The sequence below is a fragment of the Streptomyces sp. NBC_01198 genome, from assembly GCF_036010485.1.
Lineage (GTDB): Bacteria > Actinomycetota > Actinomycetes > Streptomycetales > Streptomycetaceae > Actinacidiphila.
Map to the genome: position 1 here is coordinate 43,076 of NZ_CP108568.1, position 25,037 is coordinate 68,112.

25 protein-coding genes and 3 pseudogenes are annotated in these 25,037 nt (G+C 66.9%); 14 read left to right on the top strand and 14 right to left on the bottom strand.

All coding sequences use genetic code 11. The annotated features are described in order from the left end of the window. Window positions 1-136 precede the first annotated feature (136 nt). The gene (locus OG702_RS00220) at window positions 137-928 is read left to right on the top strand and encodes an IS5 family transposase (RefSeq protein WP_327286773.1); all 792 of its coding nucleotides are present in this window, start codon (window positions 137-139) and stop codon (window positions 926-928) included. Here the strand turns inward: OG702_RS00220 and OG702_RS00225 are convergent. Then, window positions 885-1,388 (bottom strand): hypothetical protein, encoded by a 504-nt coding sequence (locus OG702_RS00225; protein WP_327286774.1) that lies wholly within the window; start codon window positions 1,386-1,388, stop codon window positions 885-887. The two genes, OG702_RS00220 and OG702_RS00225, sit on opposite strands and share 44 nt — an antisense overlap. 358 nt (window positions 1,389-1,746) lie before the next feature. Between OG702_RS00225 and OG702_RS00230 the strand changes: the two genes are divergently transcribed. Then, the gene (locus OG702_RS00230; protein ID WP_327286775.1) at window positions 1,747-2,352 is read left to right on the top strand and encodes a recombinase family protein; all 606 of its coding nucleotides are present in this window, start codon (window positions 1,747-1,749) and stop codon (window positions 2,350-2,352) included. 129 nt (window positions 2,353-2,481) lie between these two features. Here the strand turns inward: OG702_RS00230 and OG702_RS00235 are convergent, their stop codons facing one another. Further along, window positions 2,482-3,669, bottom strand: coding sequence for an aminotransferase class V-fold PLP-dependent enzyme (locus OG702_RS00235; protein WP_327286776.1), 1,188 nt, complete (start codon window positions 3,667-3,669; stop codon window positions 2,482-2,484). Window positions 3,670-3,927: 258 nt separating this feature from the next. Next, on the bottom strand, window positions 3,928-5,388 hold the full coding sequence (locus OG702_RS00240) for an aminopeptidase P family protein (RefSeq protein WP_327286777.1): 1,461 nt from the start codon (window positions 5,386-5,388) through the stop codon (window positions 3,928-3,930). Window positions 5,389-5,922: 534 nt separating this feature from the next. On the opposite strand from OG702_RS00240, the gene OG702_RS00245 reads away from it, so the two are divergent. Next, entirely contained in the window at window positions 5,923-6,276 is a 354-nt protein-coding gene (locus tag OG702_RS00245) for a DUF4158 domain-containing protein (protein ID WP_327286778.1), read from the top strand. Here the strand turns inward: OG702_RS00245 and OG702_RS00250 are convergent. Further along, a protein-coding gene (locus OG702_RS00250; RefSeq protein ID WP_442814681.1) for an IS5 family transposase occupies window positions 6,255-7,048 on the bottom strand; the annotation gives its coding sequence in 2 pieces (ribosomal slippage) (window positions 6,255-6,716 and window positions 6,719-7,048; 792 coding nt in all). The two genes, OG702_RS00245 and OG702_RS00250, sit on opposite strands and share 22 nt — an antisense overlap. 222 nt (window positions 7,049-7,270) lie before the next feature. Next, window positions 7,271-7,834: a GNAT family N-acetyltransferase gene (locus OG702_RS00255; protein WP_327286779.1), complete on the bottom strand. Its 564-nt coding sequence runs from the start codon at window positions 7,832-7,834 to the stop codon at window positions 7,271-7,273. 166 nt (window positions 7,835-8,000) lie between these two features. On the opposite strand from OG702_RS00255, the gene OG702_RS00260 reads away from it, so the two are divergent. Both OG702_RS00260 and OG702_RS35325 read left to right on the top strand, forming a co-directional pair. Then, window positions 8,001-8,315, top strand: coding sequence for a tyrosine-type recombinase/integrase (locus OG702_RS00260; RefSeq protein ID WP_327286780.1), 315 nt, complete (start codon window positions 8,001-8,003; stop codon window positions 8,313-8,315). A 46-nt stretch (window positions 8,316-8,361) separates the two neighbouring features. Then, window positions 8,362-8,676, top strand: a complete 315-nt coding sequence (locus OG702_RS35325) for a CPCC family cysteine-rich protein (RefSeq protein ID WP_442814263.1) — start codon at window positions 8,362-8,364, stop codon at window positions 8,674-8,676. Here OG702_RS35325 and OG702_RS00265 read toward each other — a convergent pair. After that, window positions 8,588-8,875 (bottom strand): hypothetical protein, encoded by a 288-nt coding sequence (locus tag OG702_RS00265; RefSeq protein ID WP_327286781.1) that lies wholly within the window; start codon window positions 8,873-8,875, stop codon window positions 8,588-8,590. The two genes, OG702_RS35325 and OG702_RS00265, sit on opposite strands and share 89 nt — an antisense overlap. Here OG702_RS00265 and OG702_RS00270 point away from each other — a divergent pair. Beyond that, a pseudogene (locus OG702_RS00270) lies at window positions 8,840-8,952 on the top strand (ATP-binding protein); the annotation flags it as partial. The gene OG702_RS00265 and the pseudogene OG702_RS00270 overlap by 36 nt on opposite strands. 174 nt (window positions 8,953-9,126) lie before the next feature. Next, on the top strand, window positions 9,127-9,891 hold the full coding sequence (locus OG702_RS00275) for an IS5 family transposase (protein WP_327286782.1): 765 nt from the start codon (window positions 9,127-9,129) through the stop codon (window positions 9,889-9,891). A gap of 59 nt (window positions 9,892-9,950) precedes the next feature. Here OG702_RS00275 and OG702_RS00280 read toward each other — a convergent pair whose 3' ends face one another. The 3 genes from OG702_RS00280 to trpS form a co-directional block, all read right to left on the bottom strand. Continuing rightward, window positions 9,951-11,156 (bottom strand): IS256 family transposase, encoded by a 1,206-nt coding sequence (locus OG702_RS00280; protein WP_327293037.1) that lies wholly within the window; start codon window positions 11,154-11,156, stop codon window positions 9,951-9,953. Window positions 11,157-11,448: 292 nt separating this feature from the next. Then, window positions 11,449-11,838, bottom strand: a complete 390-nt coding sequence (locus tag OG702_RS00285) for a hypothetical protein (RefSeq protein ID WP_327286783.1) — start codon at window positions 11,836-11,838, stop codon at window positions 11,449-11,451. Window positions 11,839-12,595: 757 nt separating this feature from the next. Further along, on the bottom strand, window positions 12,596-13,696 hold the full coding sequence (trpS, locus tag OG702_RS00290) for a tryptophan--tRNA ligase (protein ID WP_442814682.1): 1,101 nt from the start codon (window positions 13,694-13,696) through the stop codon (window positions 12,596-12,598). 510 nt (window positions 13,697-14,206) lie between these two features. Between trpS and OG702_RS00295 the strand changes: the two are divergent. From OG702_RS00295 to OG702_RS00310, 4 genes and pseudogenes are all read left to right on the top strand, one after another. Beyond that, window positions 14,207-15,452 (top strand): annotated as a pseudogene (locus OG702_RS00295) (IS256 family transposase). A 98-nt stretch (window positions 15,453-15,550) separates the two neighbouring features. Then, window positions 15,551-16,081: a 2'-5' RNA ligase family protein gene (locus OG702_RS00300; RefSeq protein WP_327293038.1), complete on the top strand. Its 531-nt coding sequence runs from the start codon at window positions 15,551-15,553 to the stop codon at window positions 16,079-16,081. A gap of 591 nt (window positions 16,082-16,672) precedes the next feature. Beyond that, window positions 16,673-17,473: a transposase gene (locus OG702_RS00305; protein WP_327286785.1), complete on the top strand. Its 801-nt coding sequence runs from the start codon at window positions 16,673-16,675 to the stop codon at window positions 17,471-17,473. Further along, window positions 17,394-18,152 (top strand): transposase, encoded by a 759-nt coding sequence (locus tag OG702_RS00310; RefSeq protein WP_327286786.1) that lies wholly within the window; start codon window positions 17,394-17,396, stop codon window positions 18,150-18,152. The genes OG702_RS00305 and OG702_RS00310 overlap by 80 nt, the downstream gene beginning before the upstream one ends. A gap of 217 nt (window positions 18,153-18,369) precedes the next feature. Here OG702_RS00310 and OG702_RS00315 read toward each other — a convergent pair whose 3' ends face one another. Then, window positions 18,370-18,543: a hypothetical protein gene (locus OG702_RS00315; protein ID WP_327286787.1), complete on the bottom strand. Its 174-nt coding sequence runs from the start codon at window positions 18,541-18,543 to the stop codon at window positions 18,370-18,372. A gap of 799 nt (window positions 18,544-19,342) precedes the next feature. On the opposite strand from OG702_RS00315, the gene OG702_RS00320 reads away from it, so the two are divergent. Next, window positions 19,343-20,134 (top strand): IS5 family transposase, encoded by a 792-nt coding sequence (locus tag OG702_RS00320; protein WP_327286788.1) that lies wholly within the window; start codon window positions 19,343-19,345, stop codon window positions 20,132-20,134. Here OG702_RS00320 and OG702_RS35330 read toward each other — a convergent pair. Next, window positions 20,091-20,378, bottom strand: a pseudogene (locus OG702_RS35330) (hypothetical protein); the annotation flags it as partial. The gene OG702_RS00320 and the pseudogene OG702_RS35330 overlap by 44 nt on opposite strands. A 418-nt stretch (window positions 20,379-20,796) precedes the next feature. On the opposite strand from OG702_RS35330, the gene OG702_RS00330 reads away from it, so the two are divergent. Continuing rightward, entirely contained in the window at window positions 20,797-21,555 is a 759-nt protein-coding gene (locus OG702_RS00330; protein WP_327286789.1) for a hypothetical protein, read from the top strand. A gap of 794 nt (window positions 21,556-22,349) precedes the next feature. Here the strand turns inward: OG702_RS00330 and OG702_RS00340 are convergent. Next, window positions 22,350-22,655 (bottom strand): hypothetical protein, encoded by a 306-nt coding sequence (locus OG702_RS00340; RefSeq protein WP_327286790.1) that lies wholly within the window; start codon window positions 22,653-22,655, stop codon window positions 22,350-22,352. A gap of 149 nt (window positions 22,656-22,804) precedes the next feature. Between OG702_RS00340 and OG702_RS00345 the strand changes: the two genes are divergently transcribed. After that, on the top strand, window positions 22,805-23,362 hold the full coding sequence (locus tag OG702_RS00345) for a hypothetical protein (protein ID WP_327286791.1): 558 nt from the start codon (window positions 22,805-22,807) through the stop codon (window positions 23,360-23,362). Window positions 23,363-23,565: 203 nt separating this feature from the next. Here the strand turns inward: OG702_RS00345 and OG702_RS00350 are convergent, their stop codons facing one another. Together OG702_RS00350 and OG702_RS00355 are read right to left on the bottom strand one after the other, a co-directional pair. Beyond that, a complete protein-coding gene (locus tag OG702_RS00350) occupies window positions 23,566-24,126 on the bottom strand; it encodes a hypothetical protein (protein ID WP_327286792.1) in 561 nt (186 codons plus the stop codon). Next, window positions 24,123-24,491: a replication-relaxation family protein gene (locus OG702_RS00355; RefSeq protein ID WP_327293039.1), complete on the bottom strand. Its 369-nt coding sequence runs from the start codon at window positions 24,489-24,491 to the stop codon at window positions 24,123-24,125. The genes OG702_RS00350 and OG702_RS00355 overlap by 4 nt, the downstream gene beginning before the upstream one ends. Window positions 24,492-25,037: the final 546 nt, after the last annotated feature.

Below are 25,037 nucleotides of genomic sequence, written 5' to 3' on the forward strand. Positions count from 1 at the left end.
GGAGGCCCCGGTGTTGGAGTGTTCCGTGTCGATGGCTGGGCCGTCCAGTTCGGTCACTCCGGGGTGTGACTGCCTGGCACACCGGTTCGGAAACGCCGCCGACCACGGCACGCGCCGGCCTCGGTATCCGTCGGACATGACGGACACGGAGTGGGCGGTGGTCCGGCCGCTGCTGCCGCTGCCGGGCTGGATGCGGGGCCGCGGCGGTCAGCCGGAGGCATACTGCCACCGGGCCATACTGGACGCGGTGCGGTATCTGGTCGACAACGGGATCAAGTGGCGCGCGATGCCGGCCGATTTCCCGCCATGGGACCGGGTCTACGCGTTCTTCCGCCGCTGGCGCGACCGCGGCCTGATCGGGGAGTTCCACGACCGGCTGCGCGACCGGGTCCGCACCCGTGCCGGGCGGGACATCGAGCCGACGGCCGCCGTGATCGACTCCCAGTCGGTCAAGGCGGACGCGGTCGTCGGCTCCGACAGCCGCGGCTTCGACGGCGGGAAACTGATCAACGGCCGCAAAAGGCACCTCGTCGTCGACAGTCTCGGCCTGCTGCTGGGCGTGATGGTCACCGCTGCGGACGTCGGAGACCGCACCGCCGCGAAGGTCCTGCTCCAGCGGGTGACCGAGGCGCATCACCGTCTGGTCCTGGTCCGGGCAGACGGCGGATACACCGGCAGCCTCGTCAAGCACTGCCTGGCCGTCCTCGCGCTGGTCCTGCAGATCGTCAAACGCAGCGACGACCGACGCGGCTTCGTGGTCCTGCCCAAGCGGTGGATCGTTGAGCGCACCAACGCCTGGCTGATGCGCACCCGCCGGCTGGCACGCGACTACGAACGCCGCACCACCAGCGCGGAGGCGATCGTCTACTGGTCGATGACCCTGCTCATGACCCGCCGGCTGGCCCGGCAACACCCTTCGCCAGCGTGAACCGGCCTGGTGAGGGCTCGGTCAGCCATCCCCGCGCGACCAGGCGTTTCGCCTTCGCCCGCAAGGCCTCCACCCGAGCCGGCACCACGTCCATCCCGAACACCGCGGCCATCTCCTGGCAGGTCAAGGGCCCTTGACGAAGCCGGGACCGGTCGGCGAGTGCCTGCACGATCCGCTGGTAGTCCACCGACAGGACCGACCGGGCAAGCCCTTCGCGCCACACAGGCACCTGTGACCTCGATTGCACCGCATCCCGCGAGCTTGGGGAGGCTTCCGCCTGGTCATCGCCGCCGGAAGCCAGCACCGCGTCGACCCGCCTGCGGGCGACCGACCACTCCCGCCATTCCTGCTCGGCCTCGGCCAACTCGGCGTGGATCCGGTCGGCCTCCTCCCGCAGCCCGTCGACCCGACGACGAGCAGCAACCTCGTGCCGTTCCAGCAGTCCGACAACCGACGCCATCCCGGCCTCCCCAGCGAGCGACAACCCGACAGGCCACACCTCCCACCGAACCACCCAACCCATGCCTGACCAGCGAAAACGCCGCCCTCAAATTCGGAACGACAACAGCGACTCAGGTCGAGTAGGAACCGCGCAGAGAGTGCAGTTTGGTGTCACATGAGTTGACACCTGCTTGGGTCGTCTCCGTCGGGGCGGATCGGGGCCCTGCCTCTCGTTGTGTCATAAGCATGAATTTGACACAGGACCCGGTGACTGCGAGGTGACCACGTCGACACAGGTCGACCTGTGTCAAAAGATGGTTTCACAACATCGTGTCAGAACCCGTGCTGCAGCGTCAAGTTATGGGACAGTGGCGCGCATGGACTTGGCGTATTGCAGGGTAAGTACGACCGCACAGGACCTCGCGCGGCAGATCGACGCGATGCGCGCCGCCGGTGTCGCCGAGGAACACATCTACGTCGACAAGCGCACCGGCGCCAACATGGACCGCGAGGGCCTGACCGCACTGCTCGGCTTCGCGCGGCCCGGCGACCGCATCAACGTACTCACCCTGGACCGGCTGGGCCGCAACATGCGCGAGACCCTGAACCTCGTACACGACCTCACCGAGCGCAGCATCTTCCTGCGCACGCTCGGCGACAAACTCGCCGTGGACACCAGCGAGTCGGGACCCGGAACGGACATGGCAATCGCGCTGCTGGCGATGTTCGCCCAGATGGAGCGGATCTACATGCTGGAGCGGGCAGCCGGCGCCCGCGCGTCCAAAGAAGCCCGCGGGTTGCCGACCGGGCGGCCGGCGAAGCTCAACGCAACCACCCGTGCCGGAGCCGCCCAGCGCATCAAGGACGGCGCGATCCCCGAACAGGTCGCCGCCGAACTCGGGGTAAGCCGCTCCACGCTGTACCGGGAACTACGCAAGCACCGCGAGGGAACTGTCGCGGAACACTGCGGAAGAGAAGGCTGACCAGCGGTTCAACGTGCATCGCCCCAGGATGTTTTGCGGCATATACCGCGGCCCCTTCATGGCCGCATTGTCGCCCTACTTGCCCACCCATCAAGGCACCGATTTGCGCCTATCCAAGTCAGAGGTCCTTCAAGGGCGGGTGATGCCGAATGACTGCACTGTTGCGCACAGCTTGTCGATCTCATCGGCGGTGTTGTAGTAGTGCACCGATGCTCGAACTACGTCGGGCAGGCCTCGGGGGGCCAGATCGAAGCGGGCCGAGCTCACTGCGGAGACTGTCGTGTTAATGCCCGCTGCGCTCAGGCGGCTTTGCGCTTCGGCGGCGGGCACGCCGTTGACGGTGAAGGTGACGATCCCGCAGAGGCGCTGGCCCTGGTCCTGGACGGTCACTCTGGGTAGATCCCAGAGACGCTGCCGTAGCTGCCTGGCGAGTGCGGTGACCCGTTCCTCGATCGCTTCGATGCCCCACTCCAGCGCATAGTCAACTGCGACTCCGAGACCGATCTTGGCCGCGCAGTTGGTCTCCCAGTTCTCGAACCGGCGGGCGTCAGTCCGTATTGTGTACTGGTCTGGGGCTGTCCAGGTCGCCGCGTGCAGGTCGAGGAAGGGCGGCTCTAGCTGTTCGATGAGCCGGTCTGAAACGTAGAGGAAGCCGGTGCCGCGGGGCCCGCGCAGGAACTTACGTCCGGTGGCGGACAGCAGATCGCAGCCGATTTCCTCGACGTCGACGGGCAACTGCCCGATGGATTGACACGCGTCGAGCAGAAATGGAACACCGGCGGCACGGGTCAGTCGTCCGATCTCGGCCGCAGGGTTGACCAGGCCGCTTTGGGTGGGCACATGTGTGACGGCGACTAGCTTTACGTCGTCGTCAAGCCGACGCTGCAGGTCTTGCACGGACAGTTGGCCGTATTCGTCGTTGTCGACTACTTCGACTCGGGCGCCGGTTTGCGCTGCGACCTGCAGGAAGGCTATGACGTTGCTGGCGTACTCGGCACGGGCGGTGAGGATCCGGTCGCCGGGGCCGAAGCGCATTGCGTAGAAGGCCATGTCCCAGGCGCGGGTGGCGTTTTCGACCACCGCGACCTCGTGCGGACCACAACCGATCAGACGGGCGATTGCGTCATAGACGTTGTTCATCTCGGAGGCCGCCGCAGCGGCGGCCTCGTATCCGCCGATCTGCTCTTCCAGACGCAGGTGATCGATGACGGCGTCGGTCACCGCGGCGGGTGCAAGCGCCGCGCCGGCGTTGTTGAAGTGCACGACGTTTGTGCATCCGGGGGTGTCCTTGCGGGCGCGATCCACATCCAGCGTCATCGGCGCAGCCTTCCTGTTCATCTTTCTGGTTGTGGACCACTGGCGTGATGAGCCATTGCCATCCCCGCTCCGGCAATCGGGGACGCGCGGTCCAGGTCCACCAGAGGGTCTCGTGCCGGTCGGCAGGGGCATGTTCGGGACCGACCGGCTACTTGTCTGCGTGCAAGGCGCCTTCGCTGGTCAAGCCTGGGTGCGGCGGGGCCTTGTGCTGTTCGGCGGGGTGAACATGGCCGGTACTCCAGCAGAGACTTCCTTGCTTCAAGGCAGCCGCGGTCCGGCTTCCCGCTGGACGGCAAGCCAGGACTCGATCTCGTCTGCTTGTCGTGGCAGGTCCGCGGACAGGTTGACCGCGCCCTCGGCACTGACGAGTATGTCGTCTTCGATCCGGATGCCCATCCCCCGTAGCTCGGCGGGGACTAGTTCGTCTTCGGGCTGGAAGTACAACCCTGGCTCGACGGTGAGCACGTAGCCTTCGCGGAGTTCTCCCTCGCGGTATTTCTCCGCGCGGGCTCCGGCACAGTCGTGCACGTCGATGCCGAGCATGTGGCCGAAGCTGTGCAACGTCCAACGCCGGTAGACCAGGGACTGCGGGTCCATGGCCTCGTCGACGCTGACCGGCAGGATGCCCAGTTCCTCCAGGCCCTCTGCGAGGACGCGCATGCAGGTCAGGTCAACATCCTTGAATTTGACGCCCGGCTTGATCAGGTCCATGCCGGCCTGCTGCGAGGCGTACACGATGTCGTAGACCTGACGCTGGAGCGGGGTGAAAGAGCCGGAGACCGGCACGGTGCGGGTCACGTCGGCGGTGTAGAGATGGTTGTTCTCCACCCCCATGTCCATCAGCAGCAACTCGCCGGGCACGGTGGTGCCATGGTTTCGCTTCCAGCACAGAATCGTGGCGTGTGCGCCGGCGCCGATAATCGAACCGTACCCGACATCGTTGCCGTCATGCCGGGCGCGCAGGCCGAAGACCCCTTCGATCAGGCGCTCGGACACTCCGCGGTCGGCCGGCACCACCCGGGCTACATCCTCGAAGCCGCGGATGGTGGCGTCGATGGCGTCCTGAAGCTGGGCCAGCTCCCACTCGTCCTTGACCAGCTTCAGCTCGGAGACCGACGCAGTCAGCTCCCGGTCACGGGCGCGCGACTGCCGGTCGTGCGGCGGTACAGCGGAGTCGACACGCCGGTCCAAGCCGCGCAGTACCCGGGTGCGGCCGGGTGCGCAATCGGCGAGGGCGGCATCGACATCGGCGAGCGCAGCCGTCTCGACGCCCAGTTCGGTGGCCTTCTCCTTCAGGGTGTGCCGACGGCCGACCCACAGCTCCCCATCCCGGCTGCGGAAGAACTCATCAGTGTCACGGGGCGACCAGGGCCGGGTGTAGAGGACTGCGTCGTGACCCTCCCCGCTCGGCCGCATGATCAACACACCGTCTGGGTCATGGTCGCCAGTGAGGTAGGCGAAGTCGCTCCCTGGCCGGAAAGGGTAGAGCGTGTCGTTCGCACGTACCTTGGCCGTCCCGGTGGGGACCACCAGCGTCTCCCCGGGGAACGCAGCCGACAGAGCGGCGCGGCGCCGGGCGTAGTTGGGGACCGCCGGCCGCGGCAGCACGCCGAGTGCATCATCTCGCCAGCCGATCCGCATGAACTCCATCAACTTTTCGGGGAAGTCCGGGTCATGCGACGCCGTACGCGTCTCACTCTGCCCACCAACCTGGTTCACAATCTGCTCCCTCTCGGCCCGCCTGCGTGACCTGCTTCCCCAGCGCCGAACGCGAAGACGGACGCCGCCGACGATCCCATACAAAGAGGGCACGACAGCAGCATCGCTGAACAGCTGACCTTGAAGCAGGGTTTCACGATGCGCAGTATTCCTCTATTGCACATCATTTGCAATAACACATCAGTCGCAGACTATCCTGCCCACCCGTCGATACCGCAACTGCAGATCATGATCACGACAAGTAATCTTGGCGCAGGCGCACCAGGGCTGTGTCTGCGGCGGGCGCGGTGCCGGTAGGCGTCGCATGATGGGCAGGTCAGGAGCGCAGGGATACGGCAGCAGCACTTACCTGCATCCACGAGGGGAGGGCCGGCCGGGCCCCCCTTCCCAGCGAGCGTCAGGAATCTCTCGAGCAGGTGTGCTGGGCTGCTCAGCCAAGACCGATCACCCGCCTGCCCCTGGCATCCGGTCGCCCGATCATGTGACCTATCGTGAGCGCGGTCACACCACAGGAAGATCCAGGGGGAGGGACAGGTGCCTGTCGCGTTCCTGACCGAAGAACAACGCCGCAGCTACGGCACGTTCAGTGCGTCACCCGATGATGGACAGCTGGCCGGGTACTTCCTGCTGGACCGGGACGCCCGCCGCCGGGCGATGACCTGCCGCGGTGCCCGCTCACAACTGGGCTACGGCGTGCAGCTCGGCACAGTCCGGTTTCTGGGCGCCTTTCTGGACGACCCGGAGCGGGCCCCTGCCGTCGTCGTCGACTATGTGGCTGGACAGTTCGGCCTTGATCCGCGCGCGCTGGCCGGGTACGGGTCCGAGCGGACCCGCTGGGACCACCAGAACGCCATTAAAAAGTCGTCTCATTTGGTGAGTCTGCGGTAGCAGATGAGAGTGCAGGCGATGCTGGCGAAGGCGAGGAAGTGCTCGGCTTTGCGTTCGTACCGGCGGTGCAGACGGCGGCATCCGGCCAGCCAGGCCATGGTGCGTTCGACGGTCCAGCGATGACGACCGAGGCGTTGGGAGGACTCGATGCCTTTGCGGGCAATGCGGTGCGTGATCCCGCGTAAGGCGAGCCATCTGCGCAGGTGGTTGTAGTCGTAGCCCTTGTCCGCGTGCAGTTTGGCGGGATGCCGGCGACGCGGACCGCGCTGGGAGCGGATCGGCGGAATGCCGCAGACCAGTGGGATGAGGGCCTGGCTGTCGTGCAGGTTCGCCCCCGAGATCCCGACGGATATGGGCAGACCGGTCCGCTCGGTGATCAAGTGGATCTTCGAGCCGTACTTGCCCCGATCGACAGGATTCGGACCTGTCAGGTCCCCCTTTTCAGAGCCCGCATGTTCACCGAGTCGATCGCGCAGCGACTCCAGTCCAGCCCGCCGCGTGCGCCGAGTTCGTCCAGGACCAGGCGGTGAAGCTTGGCCCACACCCGGGCCTTGCTCCATTCGGTGAACCGGCGGTGGGCCGTGGGTCCCGATGGTCCGAAGGAAGGCGGCAACTGCCTCCAGGTACAGCCGGAGGTGGCGACGAACACGATGGCCGCCAGCACCTCGCGGTCTCCGTACCGACGCCGGCCGCCACCCTGCGGCCGCGACGGCGCAGGCGGCACGACCCTCTGGAAAAACTCCCACAGTTCATCTGGCACCAGGCGCTCCACGATCCCCACGACCGCAGATTACCGAACTTCCAAATGAGACGACTTCTTAAGGACTTCCGCGCACAGGCCCTCGCCCGGCTCACCGCCCAGCACGAAGAGATCGTCCACCTCCGGACCAGGGCCGCTGAGACAGCATCCGTGACTCGCCTTCCTGGCGCCCGCACCGCCGCGATCGGATCATGCAGCTGACAACGCGGGCGGGCCGGCGGCGGCTCCCCGGCATCAGGCCGGGGCGTCGGCCCGTCGTATATGCAAGTGGCCGTCCCTGGGGAAAGGCGGCCGAGCCGGAAGGACCTGGTGAAACCCGTATCGGGCCTTCTCCGCAACCCGGCACGAGGCGAGGTTATCCACCTGATGGAGCAGGTCGAGACGTTTCATCCCTTCGACCGCGAAAACCTCGAAGGCCCAGCTGGTGAGAGCTTCGAGGGCGCGAGGGGCCACACCCTGGCCTCGGGCATGGGCTGCGGTCCAGTAGCCGACTTCTGCGGATTCGTGGCTGGGACCGGTCCGCTTCATGGCCACTTCACCAACCAACCGGCCTTCGCCGGTGCCGGATTGAACTTCATGCACGGCGAAGCTCAGCCGGTCTCCACTCTCCCAGCCGCGTCTCTGAAGCTCCAGCCGCTCTACTGCATTCTCGATGCTCTCTACAGGAAGCCTCGTCCAACGACGCAATGTGGGATCGCGATACGCCTCGACCAGTGGCTCGACGTCGTCATCATTCCAAGGGCGCAGGAAGAGCGCAGAGGCAGACGGCGTCGCGTCCACCTGCAAGGTGATGCTCATCAAGGTCCTCCCCGAACGGTTCACCTGATCATCATCCCGTGAGCTGTGATCCGCGCGTCGCACGGTCGACAGAACGCTGACGCGAGGAACCGATCTGCGCAATACGTACCAGGGGCCGACACAGGGCCAAGGAAGAGGTGATCTGCACCGCATCGTTGCTCTTGGAATGCAACACGCGCACCGGACTGCATCGCGAAACTGTTCCCGCCGACGCGCCTGCTCAATCGCAACACGAAGTCATCCGCACACGGCCTCTGTGGACACAAGGCACGGTTGCGCCATGGCACTGCTGCAAGCCGGAGTCGACACAACCGTCATCGCGCTCTGGCTCGGCCACGCCGGCGTCCGATCCACCGACGCCTACGTCCACGCCGACATGACCATCAAAGAGAAGGCCCTGGCCCTCACGACCCCCGCGACAGCCCGGCCCGGTCGTTATCGTCCCACCGACTCCACCCTCGCGTTCCTCGACAGCCTCTGACGCGACCAGACCAGAGCTTCCTTCCAGGTCATGCCACACTCAACGCGTGACAACGCCCGAGGAAGCGCCCGCAGCAAGCCCGCCCGGCGCCAGCCCGTATGCCTGTCCCTGCTGCAAGCTCCTGACGCTGGAAGCCCGCGGACACTTCCAGATCTGTGACGAGTGCAGTTGGGAAGACGATGGCCAGGACGACCCGAACGCCGACGAGGTCTGGGGCGGCCCCAACGGGTCGGAAAGCCTGAGGGACGCCCGTCTTCGCTACGCGCAATACGTCACGACAACGAGGACAACAGATCCGAGATCAGCAGCGAACGGCGGGCCGGGCAGGTGGCGCTCACGCCCCAGGCGTCGTCGCGGCTGAGCGCAGATCTCAGACCGCACCGGAATTCTTTCTCTGCCCTCTCCGGCACCGCAACTATGCAGAACAGAACAGCCGTCGCGGGAGCTACAGCCTCGTGCAACGCCAGCACACTCGGCATAGTCACAGCCTCGGCATAGGTCCACCTATGCGGATATCCGCATAGGTCGACGAACTCGGCTACATGGAACTCGACCGCCACGGCGCCGAACTCCTCTTCCAGGTCCTGACGGAACGCGAGGAAAGAACAGCGTCGCCATCGCCTCCAACGAGTCCTTCGGCAAAGCGCACATGTTCCGGCGAACCTATGCCAGGCGGTGCCGGAACTCACCAGGTTCTGCAGTGAGCCTTTTCCAACCTGCCCTGCCGGTCTGGTAGTTGGCGTGACAGACGAGTGAAGCCTTTGGTAGACGGGTTCACGACCAAGATCACCCGCGCTGCCAGAGGCTTCACGTGTTTGTTTACCCGTCCGGGCTGGACCTGTCCAGCTCGCATCTTCGCTTCCTCACCGCCCGTCTGCGCGAGCGTCGCCGTGCGATCGGCAGCCGGTGGCGCCGGTTGAGCGCCGGCCGACAGGCGCTGCTTGCCCTCGCCCACTTGCGCATGGGACACACCTACGCCCAGCTCGCAGCCGGGTTCGGCATCGGCACGACGACGGCGTATCGGTACATCACCGAAGTCGTCGACCTCCTGGCCGCCCTGGCACCCACGCTCGAACAAGCCGTCCGCCAAGCGTCAGCGAAGGCGTTCGTCTTGCTCGACGGCACTGTCCTGCCCATCGACCGGATCGCTGCCGACCGACCGTTCTACTCGGGCAAACACAAGAAGCACGGCATGAACGTCCAAGTCCTCGCCGACCCGGCCGGACGTCTTCTCTGGGCCTCCCCCGCCCTGCCCGGAGCCGTCCATGACATCCGCGCCGCACGCGAACACGGCATCCTCGACGCCCTGACCTCAGCAAAGATCCACTGCTGGGCCGACAAGGGCTACCAGGGCGCCGGACCTGCTGTCCGCGTGCCGTACCGAGGCCGATGGGAGACCCTCTCCGAGGGCCAGCAGGCCGTGAACCGCTCACAGGCCAAGATCCGAGCCCTGGTCGAACCCGCCATCGCCACCCTCAAAACCTGGCGGCTCCTGCGCAAGCTCCGCTGCTCGACCACCCGCATCACCAGCCTCGTCCAAGCTGTCCTCACCCTCCACCTCACCTGCTCAAACTGAGGTTGGAAAAGGCTCAGTGAGGGTGTGTCCAGTTAACGGCTGATCTTGGTTGTTGGGGTTCAGTTGTTGGTCGGGGTGAGCCGGCCCTCGAAGGCGATCTGGAAGGCGTTCAGGGGTGCCTTCCAGCGCATGGTCCAGCGTTTGCGGCCCTTGCCGGTCGGGTCGAGGCTCGTCAGCGCCATGTAGACACACTTGAGGGCGGCGGCCTCGGTGGGGAAGTGTCCGCGGGCCCGGACGGCCTTGCGTATCCGTGCGTTGACGGACTCGATGGCGTTGGTCGAGCAGATGACTGTGCGGATCTCGACGTCGAAGGAGAGGAAGGGTACGATCTCGGCCCAGGCGCTCTCCCAGAGCCTGATGATCGCCGGGTACTTCCTCCCCCAGGCGTCCTGGAATTCTCCGAAGCGTTCGGCTGCGGCGCTCTCGCTCGGCGCGGTGTAGACGGGCTTGAGCGCCTTGGCGATCTTGTCCCAGTCCTGACGGGCCGCGTAGCGGAAGCTGTTGCGCAGGAGGTGAACGATGCACGTCTGAACAATTGTTCGAGGCCAGACCGCTTCGACCGCGTCGGGCAGGCCTTTCAGCCCGTCGCAGACCAGCATCAGCACGTCGTCCAGGCCCCGGTTCTTCAACTCGGTGAACACCTGCAGCCAGTACTTCGCGCCCTCGCCGCCGTCGCCGGCCCAGATGCCCAGGATGTCCCGGGTGCCCTCGACGGTGACTGCCATCACGACATAGATCGGCCGGTTGGCGACCTTGCCGTCTCTGACCTTGACATTGATGGCGTCGACGAACAGGACCGGATAGACACGGTCCAGCGGCCGGTTGGACCATTCGGCCATCCCGTCCATCACCTGGTCGGTGATCGTGGAGATGGTCTGCCTGGAGACCTCCGCGCCGTAGATCTCGGCCAGGTGCGCGGAGATCTCCCCATGGGTCAGGCCCTTCGCGGACAGCGACAGCACCATCTCGTCCACGCCCGTCAGCCGACGCTGCCGCTTCTTGACGATCTGCGGCTCGAAGCTGCCCTCCACGTCCCGTGGCACCTTCACCTCGACCGGCCCGACGTCCGTCAGCACGGTCTTCGCCCGGCTCCCGTTACGGCTGTTGCCACTGTTCTTCCCGGCCGGATCGTGCTTGTCATAGCCGAGGTGGTCGGTGATCTCGCCCTCCAGCGCGGACTCCAGCACCCGCTTGGTCAACTGCTGCAGCAGTCCGCCGGCACCGGTCAACTGCACGCCCTCGCTCCGGGCCCGGTCGACCAGCATCGCGATCAACTGCTCGTCCGACGAGGCCACACCGGCCAGCTCAGGCGCGGACTCGTGCTCGATCGTCATCTCACTCACTTGGCGTCTCCATGATCAACAGATCCGCCGTTTATTAGACACTCCCACCTATGGATCATGGCTGAACTGGATCGAGTCCGAGTTCGCCGCCTTACGCTACTTCGCGCTCAACGGCACCGACCACCGCAGGCACGGTGAGCAGAACGCCGCCATCGCCGCCTACATACGCTGGCGCAACGCCCGAGCCGAACCGAAAACAGCGTTCGCTCCCGAGTCACCCATCCGTGCCTGGACCCAGTACCCGGCGAAGCCGGCCTGAGAAGTCCTCCACAGGCCCCTCCGGGACCGGCGCCCACGTCTCCGTGGCCGCCACGATCTCCGCCAGCCGGGACTCGAAGGTCACCACACCGATCTCGCCAGCTCTGGATTCCTGCCACAGTCCGACGAGATGATGCTCCCGCTCGCCGAAGTCGATCAACTTGTCGGCGAGTGCGAAGCCGTCCAGAGAAAGCTTCCCGACCTCAAGCACCCAACGGCTCGCTGCCGCGTCCGCGGTGATACCGCGACCCGCCAGTTCGACGATGCCGAACGGCATCCCGGGGTGAGCTGCCACAGCCAGAAACACATTCAGCGACGCTGAGTTCCGCACGGCCTTCTCCGCCACCCGCCAAACCCTCCCTACAGCAGCAAGCCGTGCGGTGATCACGACAAGTCGGCAGCCTACAGAGATACCCGGCCAACTGGTCGAGCCGCCAGATGACCACCAGGCCCACCCTTGCTGCTGCGTCGGGGAGGGCACCGACGGTCGGCACGGTCCGGCCGCTCCCCCCGCCCGGTCGTCAACAAGCATCCTCCCAGGTCGAGTTGAATACCCAGGACATCCGACGGCCAACGGGGAGCAGCGGAAGACCCGGCGAGCACCGGAAGGCCGATGCCCGGCCGCGGCCCCCGGGCTGCTCCCGGCCGCTCGTGGTCAGCCGAGTTCCAGGGTGGTCGTGGCGAAGATGCCGGCCGTGTCGATGCCGGGCACCGGACCGGTGTACATCCGGGCGCACTCGAAGGCCCGGTTTGAGGCCGAGGCGTTCCATCAACCGCACCGAAGCGGTGTTCACATCGGGTACGTTGACAGCCGCTGGGGTCCCCGTCACGGTGGCCGCGAGCCCGTTGACCAAGGCATGCGCGACCTCCGCCACCCCGCGTACAGCGGCCCGATCCACCCCGACCGGGCCGGCCGCAGCTGGAGTGACCCACGAACACGCCCTCTGGATCTGGGGCATCTCCGACAGCCCGCCCCTACGGGTAACTTGAAGCCGCCCTGGGGGCTCGACCGCCGGTGGACGGTCGGGCCCCGAGGGCGTTGCGGTGGACCAGGTGAGGGTCCAGATGGTGGCCTTGTGGCTGGCGGCGCTGTCGAACCGGCTTCAGTAGACGCTGTTCATGGCAGCTCGGACATCGGTAAGGGTGGCGTCGGCGACGGCGGTGGCGCGTTCGTTTCCCTCGCGCAGGACCTGGCGGATAAGGCCGCGGTCTTGTGCGAGTTGCTTGCGGCGGGCCCGGATCGGGGCCAGGTATTCGTTGACGGCCTCGCTCACTGTGTTCTTGAGGGTCGCTGCCCCTGCGTTGCCGATGTCGTCAGCGATCTGGTGGGGGTCGCGGCCCAGGCAGAGTGCGGCCAGGAGGACCAGGCTGGAGACCTCGGGGCGGTTGACCGGGTCGTAGGTGATGTGCCGGTCGGCGTCGGTCTTGGCGCCGCGGATCAGCCGGGCGGTCTCGTCGGCGCTGGCGGCGAGGGCGATGGCATTGCCCCGGCTCTTGCTCATCTTGGTGCCGTCGGTGCCCAGCAGCAGCGGTGCGTCCGACAGCAGGGCGTCGGGCTCGGGAAAGAGACCCGCTCCGGTACCGTAGCGGTCGTTGAAACGGCGGGCGATGGAGCGGGTGAGTTCGAGGTGGGGCAGCTGGTCCTGTCCGACGGGGACGAGGTTGGCCTTGCAGAACAGGATGTCCGCAGCCTGGTGGGCGGGGTAGGTGAACATCAGACCGCTGACGGCGGACTGCCGCGAATGCGCGATCTCGTCCTTGACGGTGGGGTTGCGGCCCAGCTCCGCGACAGAGACCAGGCTGAGGAACGGCAGCAGCAGCTGGTTGAGGGCCGGGATCGCACTGTGGGCGAAGACAGTGCTCTGGTCGGGGTCGATGCCGATGGCCAGGTAGTCCAGCACCAACCCCTCGACGTGCTCGACCAGGTGGTCGGCGACGTCGCGGTCGGTCAGCACCTGGTAGTCAGCGATGAGCACGAACATCTCCACTCCCAGGTCTTGCAGGCGGACCCGGTTGTGGAGGGTTCCGAAGTAGTGGCCCAAGTGCAGCTGGCCTGTCGGACGATCCCCCGTCAGCACGCGAAATCGACCGGGGTCCTGGCGAATCAGGTCTTCCACTGCAGCACTGCGGGTCTGTGCGGCAGATGTTCCAAGGGAGTCCGATGAGGAATAGTCGGCTGCGGCGCTGCCGACAACACCGGGCATGCTGGTCATGAGGTTCTCCTGGCTGGTCGGTAGTGTGCCGTCCGCACGGAACAGGCCCCTGACCAGGGAATGCAAAGGGGCCGTCCATCCGAACGGCCCAGGTCATGCGTAAGAGGTGGCCGCTCCTTAAGTGGAGCGCCACCAGCTCAGACACGACGAATGATGCATGCAGGAAGCATAGCCTTCGCTACCGCTCCAGGTCCTGGTGCATCTCGGCGAGAGAGTCCGGGGCGGTGGAGGCCAACCGGCATCGGATCACTTACCGGGTCAGCCATCTGCCTTGCCAGGATCGGCGATCTGGGCTTCGAGGTCGGCGACGCGGCGGTCCTGGAAGCGGAGGTTGGAGCGGGCGGCCTTGGTGAACACGACCGTCGGCCCGCAGCCTTCGGAGCAATGCTCAGGACTTGTGGATCAGCCCGAGAGGGTATGCGGAGGGCGTACCTTCCCGATGATCCTGTGATGGTCTCCGAGTAGGCCCGCGTTCGTAGCGCGGGTCGGGAAGGCACGCCCGTGCTGAGCGTAGTCACCGACGAGGGCTCCACCCAATCCAGCTCCCTGATCGACGAGATCGTCCGCGAGGGCGCCCGCCGCATGCTGGCCGCCGCGCTGGAAGCGGAAGTCAACCAGTACATAGCCGAGTTGGCCGCCGAGACCGACGATCACGGGCGGCGCCTGGTGGTCCGCAACGGCCATCACCGGCCCCGCACCGTGGTCACCGCGGCAGGTCCGGTCGAGGTCACCGCGCCCCGGGTGAACGACCGCCGCGTGGACGAGGCCACCAGCGAGCGCAAGCGGTTCTCGTCGAAGATCCTGGCGCCGTGGTGCCGCAAGTCCCCGAAGATCTCGGAGGTGCTGCCCCTGCTCTACCTGCACGGACTGTCGTCCGGAGACTTCGTGCCCGCGCTGGAGCAGTTCCTCGGCGGCGCTGCCGGTCTGTCGCCGGCGACCGTGACCAGGCTGACGAAACAGTGGGGCGAGGACCACGCCGCCTTCCAGGACCGGGACTTGTCCGACCGGGACTTCGTCTACGTGTGGGCCGACGGGGTGCACCCGAAGGTCCGTCTCGGCCAGACGCACTCGTGCGTCCTGGTCCTGCTCGGGGTGCGCCTGGACGGCACCAAGGAGCTGATCGCGCTGGCAGAGGGCCTACGCGAGCCCACCGAGTCGTGGGCCGACCTGCTGCGCGACTGCCGGGGACGCGGAATGCGTGACCCCGAGCTGGTGGTCGGCGACGGTGCCATGGGCTTGTGGCGGGCACTGGCCGAGGTGTTTCCCGCTGCCCGGCAGCAAAGATGTTGGGTTCACAAAGCCCGCAACGTCACGAACTGCCTGCCGAAGTCCGCACAGCCGGGCGCCACGAAGGCGATGCAGGAGATCTACAACGCCGAGAGCCGCACCCACGCGGAGAAGGCGATCGAGGCGTTCGCGAAGACCTACGGCGCCAAGTTCCCCAAGGCCCTCGCGAAGATCACCGATGACCAGGACGAGCTGCTGGCGTTCTACGACTTCCCGGCCGAGCACTGGATCCACCTGCGGACCGCGAACCCGATCGTTCTCGACGGTCAAGCTCCGCACGAAGGTCACTCGCGGCGCGGGCAGCCCGGCCGCAGCCCAGGCGATGGTGTTCAAGCTGGTGGAGTCGGCCCAGGCTCGCTGGCGGGCGATCACCGGGGCTCAGCTTGTTGCTCTGGTCCGGTCCGGGGCGAGGTTCGAGAACGGTGTCCTGGTCGAGCGCGAGGAGGTCAACGCTGCCTGAAACCGGTGGCGCGAACGGAAGCCGTCCGAGAACATCCAACCGTGTCCCAAGACGAGTCAGGACGTTACCGAGCAGGTCAGACCGCCTTGCTTGCCACGGTGGCGGAAGCCGAACCACTGGTTGAGAACTGGCGTCGGCGATTCGACGCCTCCGCAGCGGCCGGGATTCCCGCCCACGTGACGGTGCTCTTCCCGTTCCTCGACGTCGAACTCATCAGTGCCGCGGTCATCGGTGATCTCACGACCCTGATCGCCGGGCATGACTCCTTCACGGTCCGGTTCGACGAGTCTGGCCGCTTCCCTGATGTGCTCTATCTGGCGCCGACCCCAGACCAGCCGCTTCGCGCGCTGACCGAGTCCATTGCCACACGATGGCCGGAGGCGCCGCCCTACGGGGGACAGTTTGCCGAGGTCATCCCGCACCTGACCGTCGCCCATGGGCAGCCATCCCGGATCTTCGGCGAGGTGGAACTGGCCGACCGGCTGCCCGTCACCGCGACGATTTCGTCGGTGAGCCTGTTCGTGAGCGACGGTCAATGCTCGCGGTGTCACGCGAACTTTCCGATGCTCGGCGCATCGAGCAATACCCCGCCTCGCCAACCCGGCAGCGTGTCAATCCACAACTCTTGACAATTGCTCCAGCCTTCGACGCGCCACCGCCAACCACGCACGAGCTCGTTAGACGCGATCTTGGGCAGCGGCGTGCAACGCGCGTTCCTGCCCTTCAGTGCCTGACGCTGTCGGGGATCTTGGTATCCGGGTTTGTCGAACATGATGGAGATGCCGGGCAAGCGATCCACTTCCCCTGCTCACGGCCCCAGTGAACAGGCCGGCGGCTCGATGGAGAACGCGGCAGCGGCCTGGTGACCGTTGGGCGAACGCATCATTCGTGCTCTCTGGTGTTGAGTGTGTCGATGGTGTTCACCCGTTCGTCGTAGCCGCTCCAGGAACCATGACCCTCGTGATTCGGGCGGGTGGGAAGGTTGGCGTCCGCGATTTCGGAGGTCCGAGATGTGTGTCCGCTCCCGTACCGGCCGCGTGGTTCCTGAGCTGACAGTGCGGGTGGCGCGGGCGAGCAACCCTCAGGGCACCACGGCCATGGCCATCCGCGACCACCTCAACGGCCTGTGGAGCGATGAGGACTTCGAGGAGTGGTACCCGCGGGACGGCAACCCGGGCCTGTCACCTGCCCAGTTGGCGACCGTGTCGGTCTCGTAGTTCTTGCTGGAGCTATCCGACCGGCAGGCCGCCGAGTCCGTGCGGAACCGCATCGACTGGAAATACGCCCTGGCCATGGAGCTGGAGGACCCCGGCTTCCACCACAGCGTTCACAACGACTTCCGCGAACGCCTTACCGAGGAGGGCCGGGTCGACAAGCTGCTCGGCCTGGCGCTGGAGAAGATCCGGGACGTCGGCCTGGTCCGGGAGCGCGGCCGGCAGCGCACCGACGCCACCCGCGTCCTGGCCGCGGTCCGTGACCTGACCCGACTGGAGCTGGTCACCGAGGCCATGCGCACGGCCCTTGAAGAGCTCGCCCGCCGGGCGCCGCACGAGCTGGTCGGCCTGGTGACCGGGAACTGGGGCAAGAGCGACGGCCGCACGGCCCGGCTCGGCAAGAACCCTCCAAGCCCAAGACCCGGATCAAGGACACCGGCGAGGACGCCCGCCTGCTGCTGCGCTACGTCCACCGCTATCCGCCCGCCCGCCCTCCGCGACGGCGAGCAGCTCCAGGCCCTGCGCCAGATCTTCGTGCAGAACTACGTCCTCGACGCCCAGGACCGGCCGAAGTGGCGAGACTCCGAGGAGACCGGCCTGCCGCCCTCAGCTCTCGCCATCGTCTCGCCCTACGACGTGAGCGCCCGCTACGCCCGCTGCGACGAGACCCGCTGGAAGGGGCTTCCTCGCCCACGTCACCGAGACCTGCGACCCGGACACCCCCAGCGTGATCACCGACGTGACCACCACCAGAGCCCCGGTCCACGACACCAAGGCCCTGCCCGGCATCCTGGCCAACCTCGATGACCGGAGCCTGCTGTCGAAGGAGCACTTCGTCGACGGCGGCTACCTCTCCGTCGCACTCAAGCAGCAGGTCGCCCGCGAGCACGGCGTCGGCCTCGTTGGACCGATCCGGGCCAGGAGCACCCGCCAGTTCCGAAAAGGCACCGTCTTCCACCGTGAAGTCTTCACCATCGACTGGGACGCACAGCAGGTCACCTGCTCGCAAGGCAAGGTGAGCCGCGTGGTCGACACCGCCCTCCCTCGCGCCCTACGTCAACGCCGAGTTCTCACCGGACGACTGCCGGCAATGCCCAGTGAAGGCCGCCTGTACCCGCACCGACGCCCGGAAGGTCTCCTTCCTCCCGCGCGATCTCTACGACATCCAGTCCGAGTCACGGACCGAGCAGCAGACCCAGAAATGCTCTCGCGCTACGCGCTGCGGGCCGCCATCGAGAGCACGATCAGCGAGTTCGTCAACGGACACGGCATGCACAAGCGCCGCTACCGCAGCGAAGAAAAGACCCACGTCCAGCACGTCCTGACCGCCATCGCGGTCAACCCCGAACGCATCGACGCCAATCTGCCACCAGCACCGGCCCGCCAGCCCAGGAACCCAACCGCACTCCAGGACTTCCTCGACTGGCAGCACATCCCCCGGCCCCGGTCCTGGCGCGTCGCCACCCACCCCCGCAGGATGAACTGATCGTTCTCAAGATGGTGGTCACCACCCTCACCCAGGCCGGACTGCACGGAGCAAGTCAACTCTCCCCATGACCGCCTCAGTGCCGCCTGCCGCTGAAGCGGACAGCCGACCTCCCACGAAGCCCATCGGGACTGATCAACCCAGCGTCGCCTGCCACTGGGAAAAGGTGACAGAGTTCCGCGCGTCACGGACGGTCATCAGCTGTATCAAGCACGGGTCACCTGCGTGTTGCCCGTAGCTCACGCCAGCCTCCCAGCAGAGCCAGCAGTGCTGTCCCAGCGGAGAGGCCCTCTACCCAGGCGTCATCTGTGATGCCAAACGTGATGCAGGCACAGATCACGATGATGACGGTCATCACAAGACTCAGGATGTTCAGGTCACGCATCTTCATATACTTCCTCACGGCAGATCCACGGCCGGTCGTGATCAGGTTATCCGAGCTATGGCCGTTGACTATTACTCGTCGTGAAACGTCCCGCAGGGCTTGAGCTGAAGTCCGTACTCGCGAGCGCGGCCAGCCGCCTCGGCAATGACCGGATCGACACCACGCACTCCCGAACTCCGCTGCTCCACCTCAACGATCATCCGTCAGCTCGGGCCTCTCGAAGATCCCCGACATCGTCAGGCACGGAGGACGAAGCGGTCGTCGTGTACTCCTGGTCGGGCGGCAATCGGTGGGAGCGGCCGGTGGGCGGTCCGGTCGTCGCACGGTTCCGGCACCACGACTCCCGGCACCGGATGCCACTGCTGCACGACCACTCCCGGCCGCCACGACGTGCGCGTCCAGCCGCCGCGAGTCCAGGTGGCCCCACTCGCCGTCGGCGCGCAGCACCTTCACCGACACCGCCTCCCCTGAACCCGGCGTCGTAGCGGCGCGGCATTCTGCCACGCTCTTGGCCATACTTGGCCAGGCGGGCGTCAGTCGCTGTTGTCGTTCCGGTCTTGAGAGATGCGTGTCGAACGGGAGTCCCGATTGGGTGGTCTCGGAGGCTTGGGCGCATAGAGGTGGGGCCTCCTGAACAGCTCGTTGGTGTCGAATCACCGAGCAACATCAGGAGGCCCCGGTGCCGCAGTGTTCCGTCTCGACGGCAGCACAGTCCAGTTGGGTCGCCCGGGAGTGTGACTGTCTGGCTCACCGGTTCGGAAACGCCGCCGACAACGGCACGCGTCAGCAGTGTTATCCGTCGGACATGACGGACGCCGAGTGGGCTGCTGTTCGGCCACTGCTGCCGGTACCGGGCTGGATGCGCGGGCGGGGCGGGCAGCCGGAGGCGTACTGCCACCGGGCAATACTGGACGCGGTCCGCTATCTGGTCGACAACGGAATCAAGTGGCGTGCGATGCCGGCTGATTTCCCGCCGTGGGACCGGGTCTACGCGTTCTTCCGCCGCTGGCGCGACCATGGCCTGGCCCGGGAGTTCCACGACCGGCTGCGCGGGCAGGTCCGTACCCGTGCCGCCCGGGACAGCGAGCCGACGGCCGGGGTGATCGACTCACAGTCGGTCAAGGCCGATGCCGTCGTCGGCGCCGACAGCCGCGGCTTCGACGGCGGCAAGCTGATCAACGGCCGAAAGCGACACATCGTGGTCGACACGCTCGGCCTGCTGCTGGGCGTGATGGTCACCGCCGCGGATATCGGCGACCGCACCGCCGCCCAGGTCCTGCTCCAGCGGGTGGCCGAAGCCCACCACCGGCTAGAACTGGTCTGGGCCGACTGCGGCTACACCGGAAGCCTCGTCGAGCACTGCCTGGCCGTACTCGCCCTGGTCCTGCAGGTCGTCAAACGCAGCGACAACCAGAAGGGCTTCGTGGTGCTGCCCAAACGGTGGATCGTGGAGCGCACCAACGCCTGGCTGATGCGCACCCGCCGGCTGGCCCGCGACTACGAACGCCGCACCACCACCGCCGAGGCGATGGTCCACTGGTCGATGACCCTGCTCATGACCCGCCGCCTGGCCCGGACACACCCGCAGCAGGCGTGAACCGACCCGGGCCGGGCTCGGCCAGCCAGCCCCGCGCGACCAGGTCCTTCGCCTTCGACCGCAAGCCCTCCACCCGCGCCGGCACCACGTCCATACCGAACGATGCGGCCATCTCCTGGCAGGTCAGCGGCCCTTGATGAAGCCGGACACGCTCCGCGAGGAGCTGCACCATGCGCTGGTAGTCCACCGACAGAACCGACCAGCCGAGGCCCTCACGCCACACCGGCACCTGCGACCTCGGCTTCACCGCATCCGACCGCACCGACGGCACGTGCTCGCCCAGCGGATCCGGAGTGGTCTTCGTGCCGATGGTCTCGGCGCTGCCGGGTGCCAGCACCGTATCGACGCGCCTGCGGGCGATCGCCACTCCTGCCATTCCAGCTCGGCCGCGGCCAGCTCGGCCTGGATCCGGTCGGCCTCCTCCCGCAGCCGGCCAACGCGACGACGAGCAGCGAGCTCGTGCTGTTCCAGCAGTCCGACAACCGACGGCATCCCGGCCTCCCCGGCGAGTAACAACCCGACAGGCCACAACTCCCACGAAATCACCGAACCCATGCCTGACCAGCGAAAACGCCGCCCTCAAGTTCGGAACGACAACAGCGACTGACGGGGCCGCAGGGGGCGGTTGGAGGGTTCTCGGAGGTAGCTGGCAGCCTGGGGCGGTGCTGATCGACGGATATGAGGACGCCCCGCTCGTTGCCGGGGAAGAGCTGCTTTCCCTGCCGGGGTTCTGGGCTGCCTACCTGATGTGGCTATGCGAAACGGAAGAGGACGAGCCGGACCCGGCATGGTTCGGCGTGGACGAGGCTGACGCCGATGCGGCGTATGAGGCACTGGCCGAGGCGGATCGATGGCCGGTCTTCCGGATTCCGTTCGGCGAAGGCCACACCGCCGTCGTGCTGGCGCGTAATCTCGCCGACGACGCGGGGACCGAGTACCTGGTGACCCATCCCTCCTGGAGCCGCCTCGGACATCTGGCAACGCTTGACGGGCACCAGGCCGGCCCTGGCCTGTCGTGGCGCGAGCTGATCCACATTGCCCGTACGCCCGATCGAACTGCCGCAGGAGTCCTTGACCCGAACGCCCGCCTGCTCCTCCTCCTGCCCGCCCTGGGCGACAGCGAGCTCCCCACCGACGCAGCCGATGTCCTCCGCGGCGCCCTGATATGGGCGGGAGCACCGGAGACGGAAACTCACCGGGTGACCGAAGCCCTGCTCCTGGACCATCCATACTGGGAGCCGGCCGCATGGTCACTGCCGTCCCCGTCGCCGCTCTCCGGCAGCAGCGAGGAATCCTTCACTGGCATCCTCTACTGCGACGAGCCCGGAAGCCCCCGGTGCGGAACACGCATAGCTCAGGGCATCACTCGGGAGCAGAGCAACCGGCTGGCCCATGCGCTCGGCACGTGGCCCACCACCTGACCCCAGCCCTGTAGCGCGCGAGGTGACCAAGTGCAAGTACCGAGGTGTTTCCGGAACTCGGCGACATCGTTTCTGCCGGCTGCAGACCGCTCTCGGCGCTGACCAGCAATCGCTGCTGGATCTCGGCGACAAAGCCAGCGCGGGCGTGGGTCCACTGCTTGAGCTCGACGATGACGTAGGACGGCTGGGAGGTATGGGGGTGCCAGCCAGCCGGCCAGCACCATATCGGCCCGCAGGCTGGACAGGGCCAGCTGGTACTCGATCAATACCTCGACATGCTGCAGTCCGGCTTCGTCCAGCACGTGGGCCAGGGCGGGCAGGCTGTTGTGCCAGGACCGTATCTCCGCGTCCTCCAGCCGGCCCAGTCGTGCCTGCCGGTGACACTTGGCCAGGTCATCGGCCAGCGTGTCCTGTTGGCAGCGGTCGATGAACTCGTGCACGGGCATCCGCAGTAGGGGCATCGTCGTCTACTCGGTCGGATGCGTTTCATGAAGCGGCGCGGGTGGCCCCGCGCGCGGTGGGTGCGGCCCGGTGATCGTCGGGCGGCGTTGCCTGGGCACGCGCGGTCCCGGCCCGACGAGGTTGCCCCCGCCCAGCACCGGAGCGGCCCGCCCGCACCCGCGTATGCCGCGCGTGAATGCCGTACAGGCCCGCCCCTGGGTGCAGCGGGCTAGATCGGGCGAGCCGGACCGCAGTTTATGGATAGGGGGGCGGGCGACTGGAAGACCTCATCGAGTATCTCGTCCATGGGCAACCTTCTGCACTCATGGAACCTCATACCGTGGGTCTCGTCTTCACCGGGGCGCCCCTTGCTGGTTACGGAACGGCGACCGGTTCTCGTAGATCCACATCTTGGGACTACAGATGAAGCGGGGGTACTGCTCTTCGTAGGGGACATCGGTCCAGACGTCCTGGTTCGCAGCGAAAACTCGGCACAGGCTGGCTTGGGAGTCCTCGTCCAGCCCATCCGGGGCCAAGATGATGAACTCGTCGCCCAGCCGGTTCATGGTGAACGCGGTGATGTGCTCCAAGTGGCCGGAGAAGACGTTCAAGAGCCGTTGGGCGTCGGGCCACTTGTTGAAGGGCGGAGTGGGAAGCATGACGTACTCGATGAACCCGTGACCTCGCGCGACGAACGCCTGGAACCTGCTCCAGTCGTTGTCCTCGAGCAGGTCCGCGAGGTACTCCCCCAGATAGCCATCGCCACCGCCCAGGATGTCCGATTCGCATAGAGGAGGCAGGACCGGAAGTGGTCGACGACTCCCTGCAGACGCACGGTGCTACTACGGAGGAGCGCGTAGGTCTGTGGCGACAGCGCACGGTTGTGGGCGAGCACGTTGCGGATCTCGCGGATCTCATCGAAGTCCCGCGCGATCGCCTGCTGATCCTGCCCTGCCAAGTGGCCGATGTCGTCCGCGATCTGCGGGGCGTTCAGCATGCACAAGAGCTGGCCCAAGTCGGACTGCCAAATCAGATCCCCGCTGGTCTCGGCATCCAGGTGAAGGCGCTGGCGACTCTTCTCCGCAAGGCGCTCGAGGTCCCTGCGCAGTTTCGGCTCCAGGTGCTGACGCCACAGACCCCCGTATGCGCGCATCCAGGATGCCAGGCAGAGCCTGCGCAGCCATCCTTCCAAGGTATAGATGTCCCGATATGCCTGCTGGTTGATCCGTGGCACGAGGAACTCGCCATCGAATTCGAGGTCAAGTTGCTGCTCAGAGTCCATCGTCCCGTCCGTTCCATCAGCCACCGCCTCAAACTGATGCCGACCATTGTTCCGGGCTCTTGCCTTCGCGGACACCGTCCGTGAAGGCCCTTGATCAAGACCTGCCATGATCAAAGTGCAGCATGGAGATCGGACGACCCAGCAATGCGCCGGCCTGGAGCCGTCTGCAGCGATACCCATGGCCTCTAGTAGCCGCACCTGGACCGAGCAGCGACGTAGGTACTGTCACAGCGGTGAGACATCCGGCCCCGGCCACCGTTGCCAGGTGAGATGTGCGGGCCGGCGGATCACCGCTCGTCTGCGTTCTTGGGCTCGTCCCACAGGCGGGCGAGCTTCTTCACCTTCCTCTTCCGCTTCTCGAACCACTCCGAGCGCTCCCACTCCTCATCCGGCTGCTGCTGCTCGGCTGCCTTGCGGCACTGCCTCTGGGCTTCGGCAGCCTCCGCCGCGCGCTCGCGCTGGTTCCTGCGCTGGCGGTACTCGGCTGCCGTGTGGGTGTCGGTGAGCGCTTGGAGCAGCGGTTCGGGCTCCCTGCCGCGCTCCTGTGCGACGCGGAACCACACCGGCCCCATCGGGCCGTGCTGCTGCAGGCGGTGCAGGGTCGTCATCACCAGCGGGACCTTGGCGGTGAAGTCGAGGGAGAAGTCGCCGTCGTCGGCGTCGCTCGTTCCGTAGCTGTACTCGGCGTGCTCCTGCCCGGCCCAGAACTCGCGGGACAGCCGGCCGACCGCGCGCATCCGGCCCTCCAGCGCGGTAGGGCCGGCCCCGGTGAGCACGATCGCCAGCGGCGGCAGACCCGCAAGGCCGGTGCGGCGGCAGAGCGTCTCCCAGAACGGCACCGTGTTCATCTCGCCGATCGTGCCGTGGCCGGTGCCGGGAGGAAGTCCCGGGGCCGCACCCGTCGGGCGTAGAGGTCGGCGTATGCGCCGGCCTTGTCCGCCAGGACGTGCGCGGACTCGGTGGACCGGTCGACCTCCACCATCAGCAGCGGCACACCGGCGTCCTTGTCCTGGAACACCGCGTCCACGCGGACGTTGCGCTTACCCGAGGACGACAGCGGGTCGCGACCTCGGTGCGCCAGGAGTCGAGGCCGCCGATCCCGGCCGGGGAGCCGGGGAGCCTGCCGCCGCGGGTGAACGCCACGACCGCGGCGTTGACGGCCATGGCGTGCGGTGCGCCCCCCCGTACCGGCGCCGCGGGCGTGGCCGCCCATCACGTCGGGCTCTCGCTTCAGCTTGATGGCGGCGGAGCCCAGGCCGGCTTCGTCAGGCCCCACAGCTTCTGCGACGGCTCGCCGCGCCGGTCCGGTGCCCCGAACTTCCCCGCAGGTCCCGCAGTGCTCCCCTCCGAGAGCACCAGCCTGTCGGCCCGGAGCGCCAGCAGGGCGTTGCGGATCGCCTGTTGTCGGACAGGTGCGGCCGTACCAGCTTCCCACCGGGCAACCCCGGCGGTCCAGAAAAAACGCCGGTGCCAGCCGACCACGGCACAGCACGGCGTGGCGTGGCGTGGCGTGGCCACGGGTCGGACAACGGGGTGGCCACGGGGGTGGGCAAGGGGCGGCCCGCCACGAAAGCCCGCGACACGACCCCTGCCCGGACGTCACACCAGTCACACCCCGCCTCAAATCTGTTCACTGCCGCCAGGAAGCACCGGCGGCTATCACGGGCAGCCTAGGACCAGGGGCAGCCAAAGCCCCCCGGCACCCGACCCGAGGAGAAGGCCACGAGACGCAACCCGAGGCCCGGCCACCTGACACGGC

Bases quoted from the DNA above. Each gene is read 5' to 3' on its own strand.
- OG702_RS00340 (WP_327286790.1), bottom strand. From the start codon at position 22,655: ATGCTTCCCACTCCGCCCTTCAACAAGTGGCCCGACGCCCAACGGCTC.
- OG702_RS00230 (WP_327286775.1), top strand. From the start codon at position 1,747: ATGGACTTGGCGTATTGCAGGGTAAGTACGACCGCACAGGACCTCGCG.
- OG702_RS00350 (WP_327286792.1), bottom strand. From the start codon at position 24,126: ATGAACACGGTGCCGTTCTGGGAGACGCTCTGCCGCCGCACCGGCCTT.
- OG702_RS00280 (WP_327293037.1), bottom strand. From the start codon at position 11,156: ATGCTGGTCGACCGGGCCCGGAGCGAGGGCGTGCAGTTGACCGGTGCC.
- OG702_RS00225 (WP_327286774.1), bottom strand. From the start codon at position 1,388: ATGGCGTCGGTTGTCGGACTGCTGGAACGGCACGAGGTTGCTGCTCGT.
- OG702_RS00260 (WP_327286780.1), top strand. From the start codon at position 8,001: ATGCAACACGCGCACCGGACTGCATCGCGAAACTGTTCCCGCCGACGC.
- OG702_RS00355 (WP_327293039.1), bottom strand. From the start codon at position 24,491: ATGGGCGGCCACGCCCGCGGCGCCGGTACGGGGGGGCGCACCGCACGC.
- OG702_RS00320 (WP_327286788.1), top strand. From the start codon at position 19,343: ATGACGGACGCCGAGTGGGCTGCTGTTCGGCCACTGCTGCCGGTACCG.
- OG702_RS00255 (WP_327286779.1), bottom strand. From the start codon at position 7,834: ATGAGCATCACCTTGCAGGTGGACGCGACGCCGTCTGCCTCTGCGCTC.
- OG702_RS00235 (WP_327286776.1), bottom strand. From the start codon at position 3,669: ATGACGCTGGATGTGGATCGCGCCCGCAAGGACACCCCCGGATGCACA.
- OG702_RS00315 (WP_327286787.1), bottom strand. From the start codon at position 18,543: ATGAAGATGCGTGACCTGAACATCCTGAGTCTTGTGATGACCGTCATC.
- trpS (WP_442814682.1), bottom strand. From the start codon at position 13,696: ATGCCCGGTGTTGTCGGCAGCGCCGCAGCCGACTATTCCTCATCGGAC.
- OG702_RS00220 (WP_327286773.1), top strand. From the start codon at position 137: ATGACGGACACGGAGTGGGCGGTGGTCCGGCCGCTGCTGCCGCTGCCG.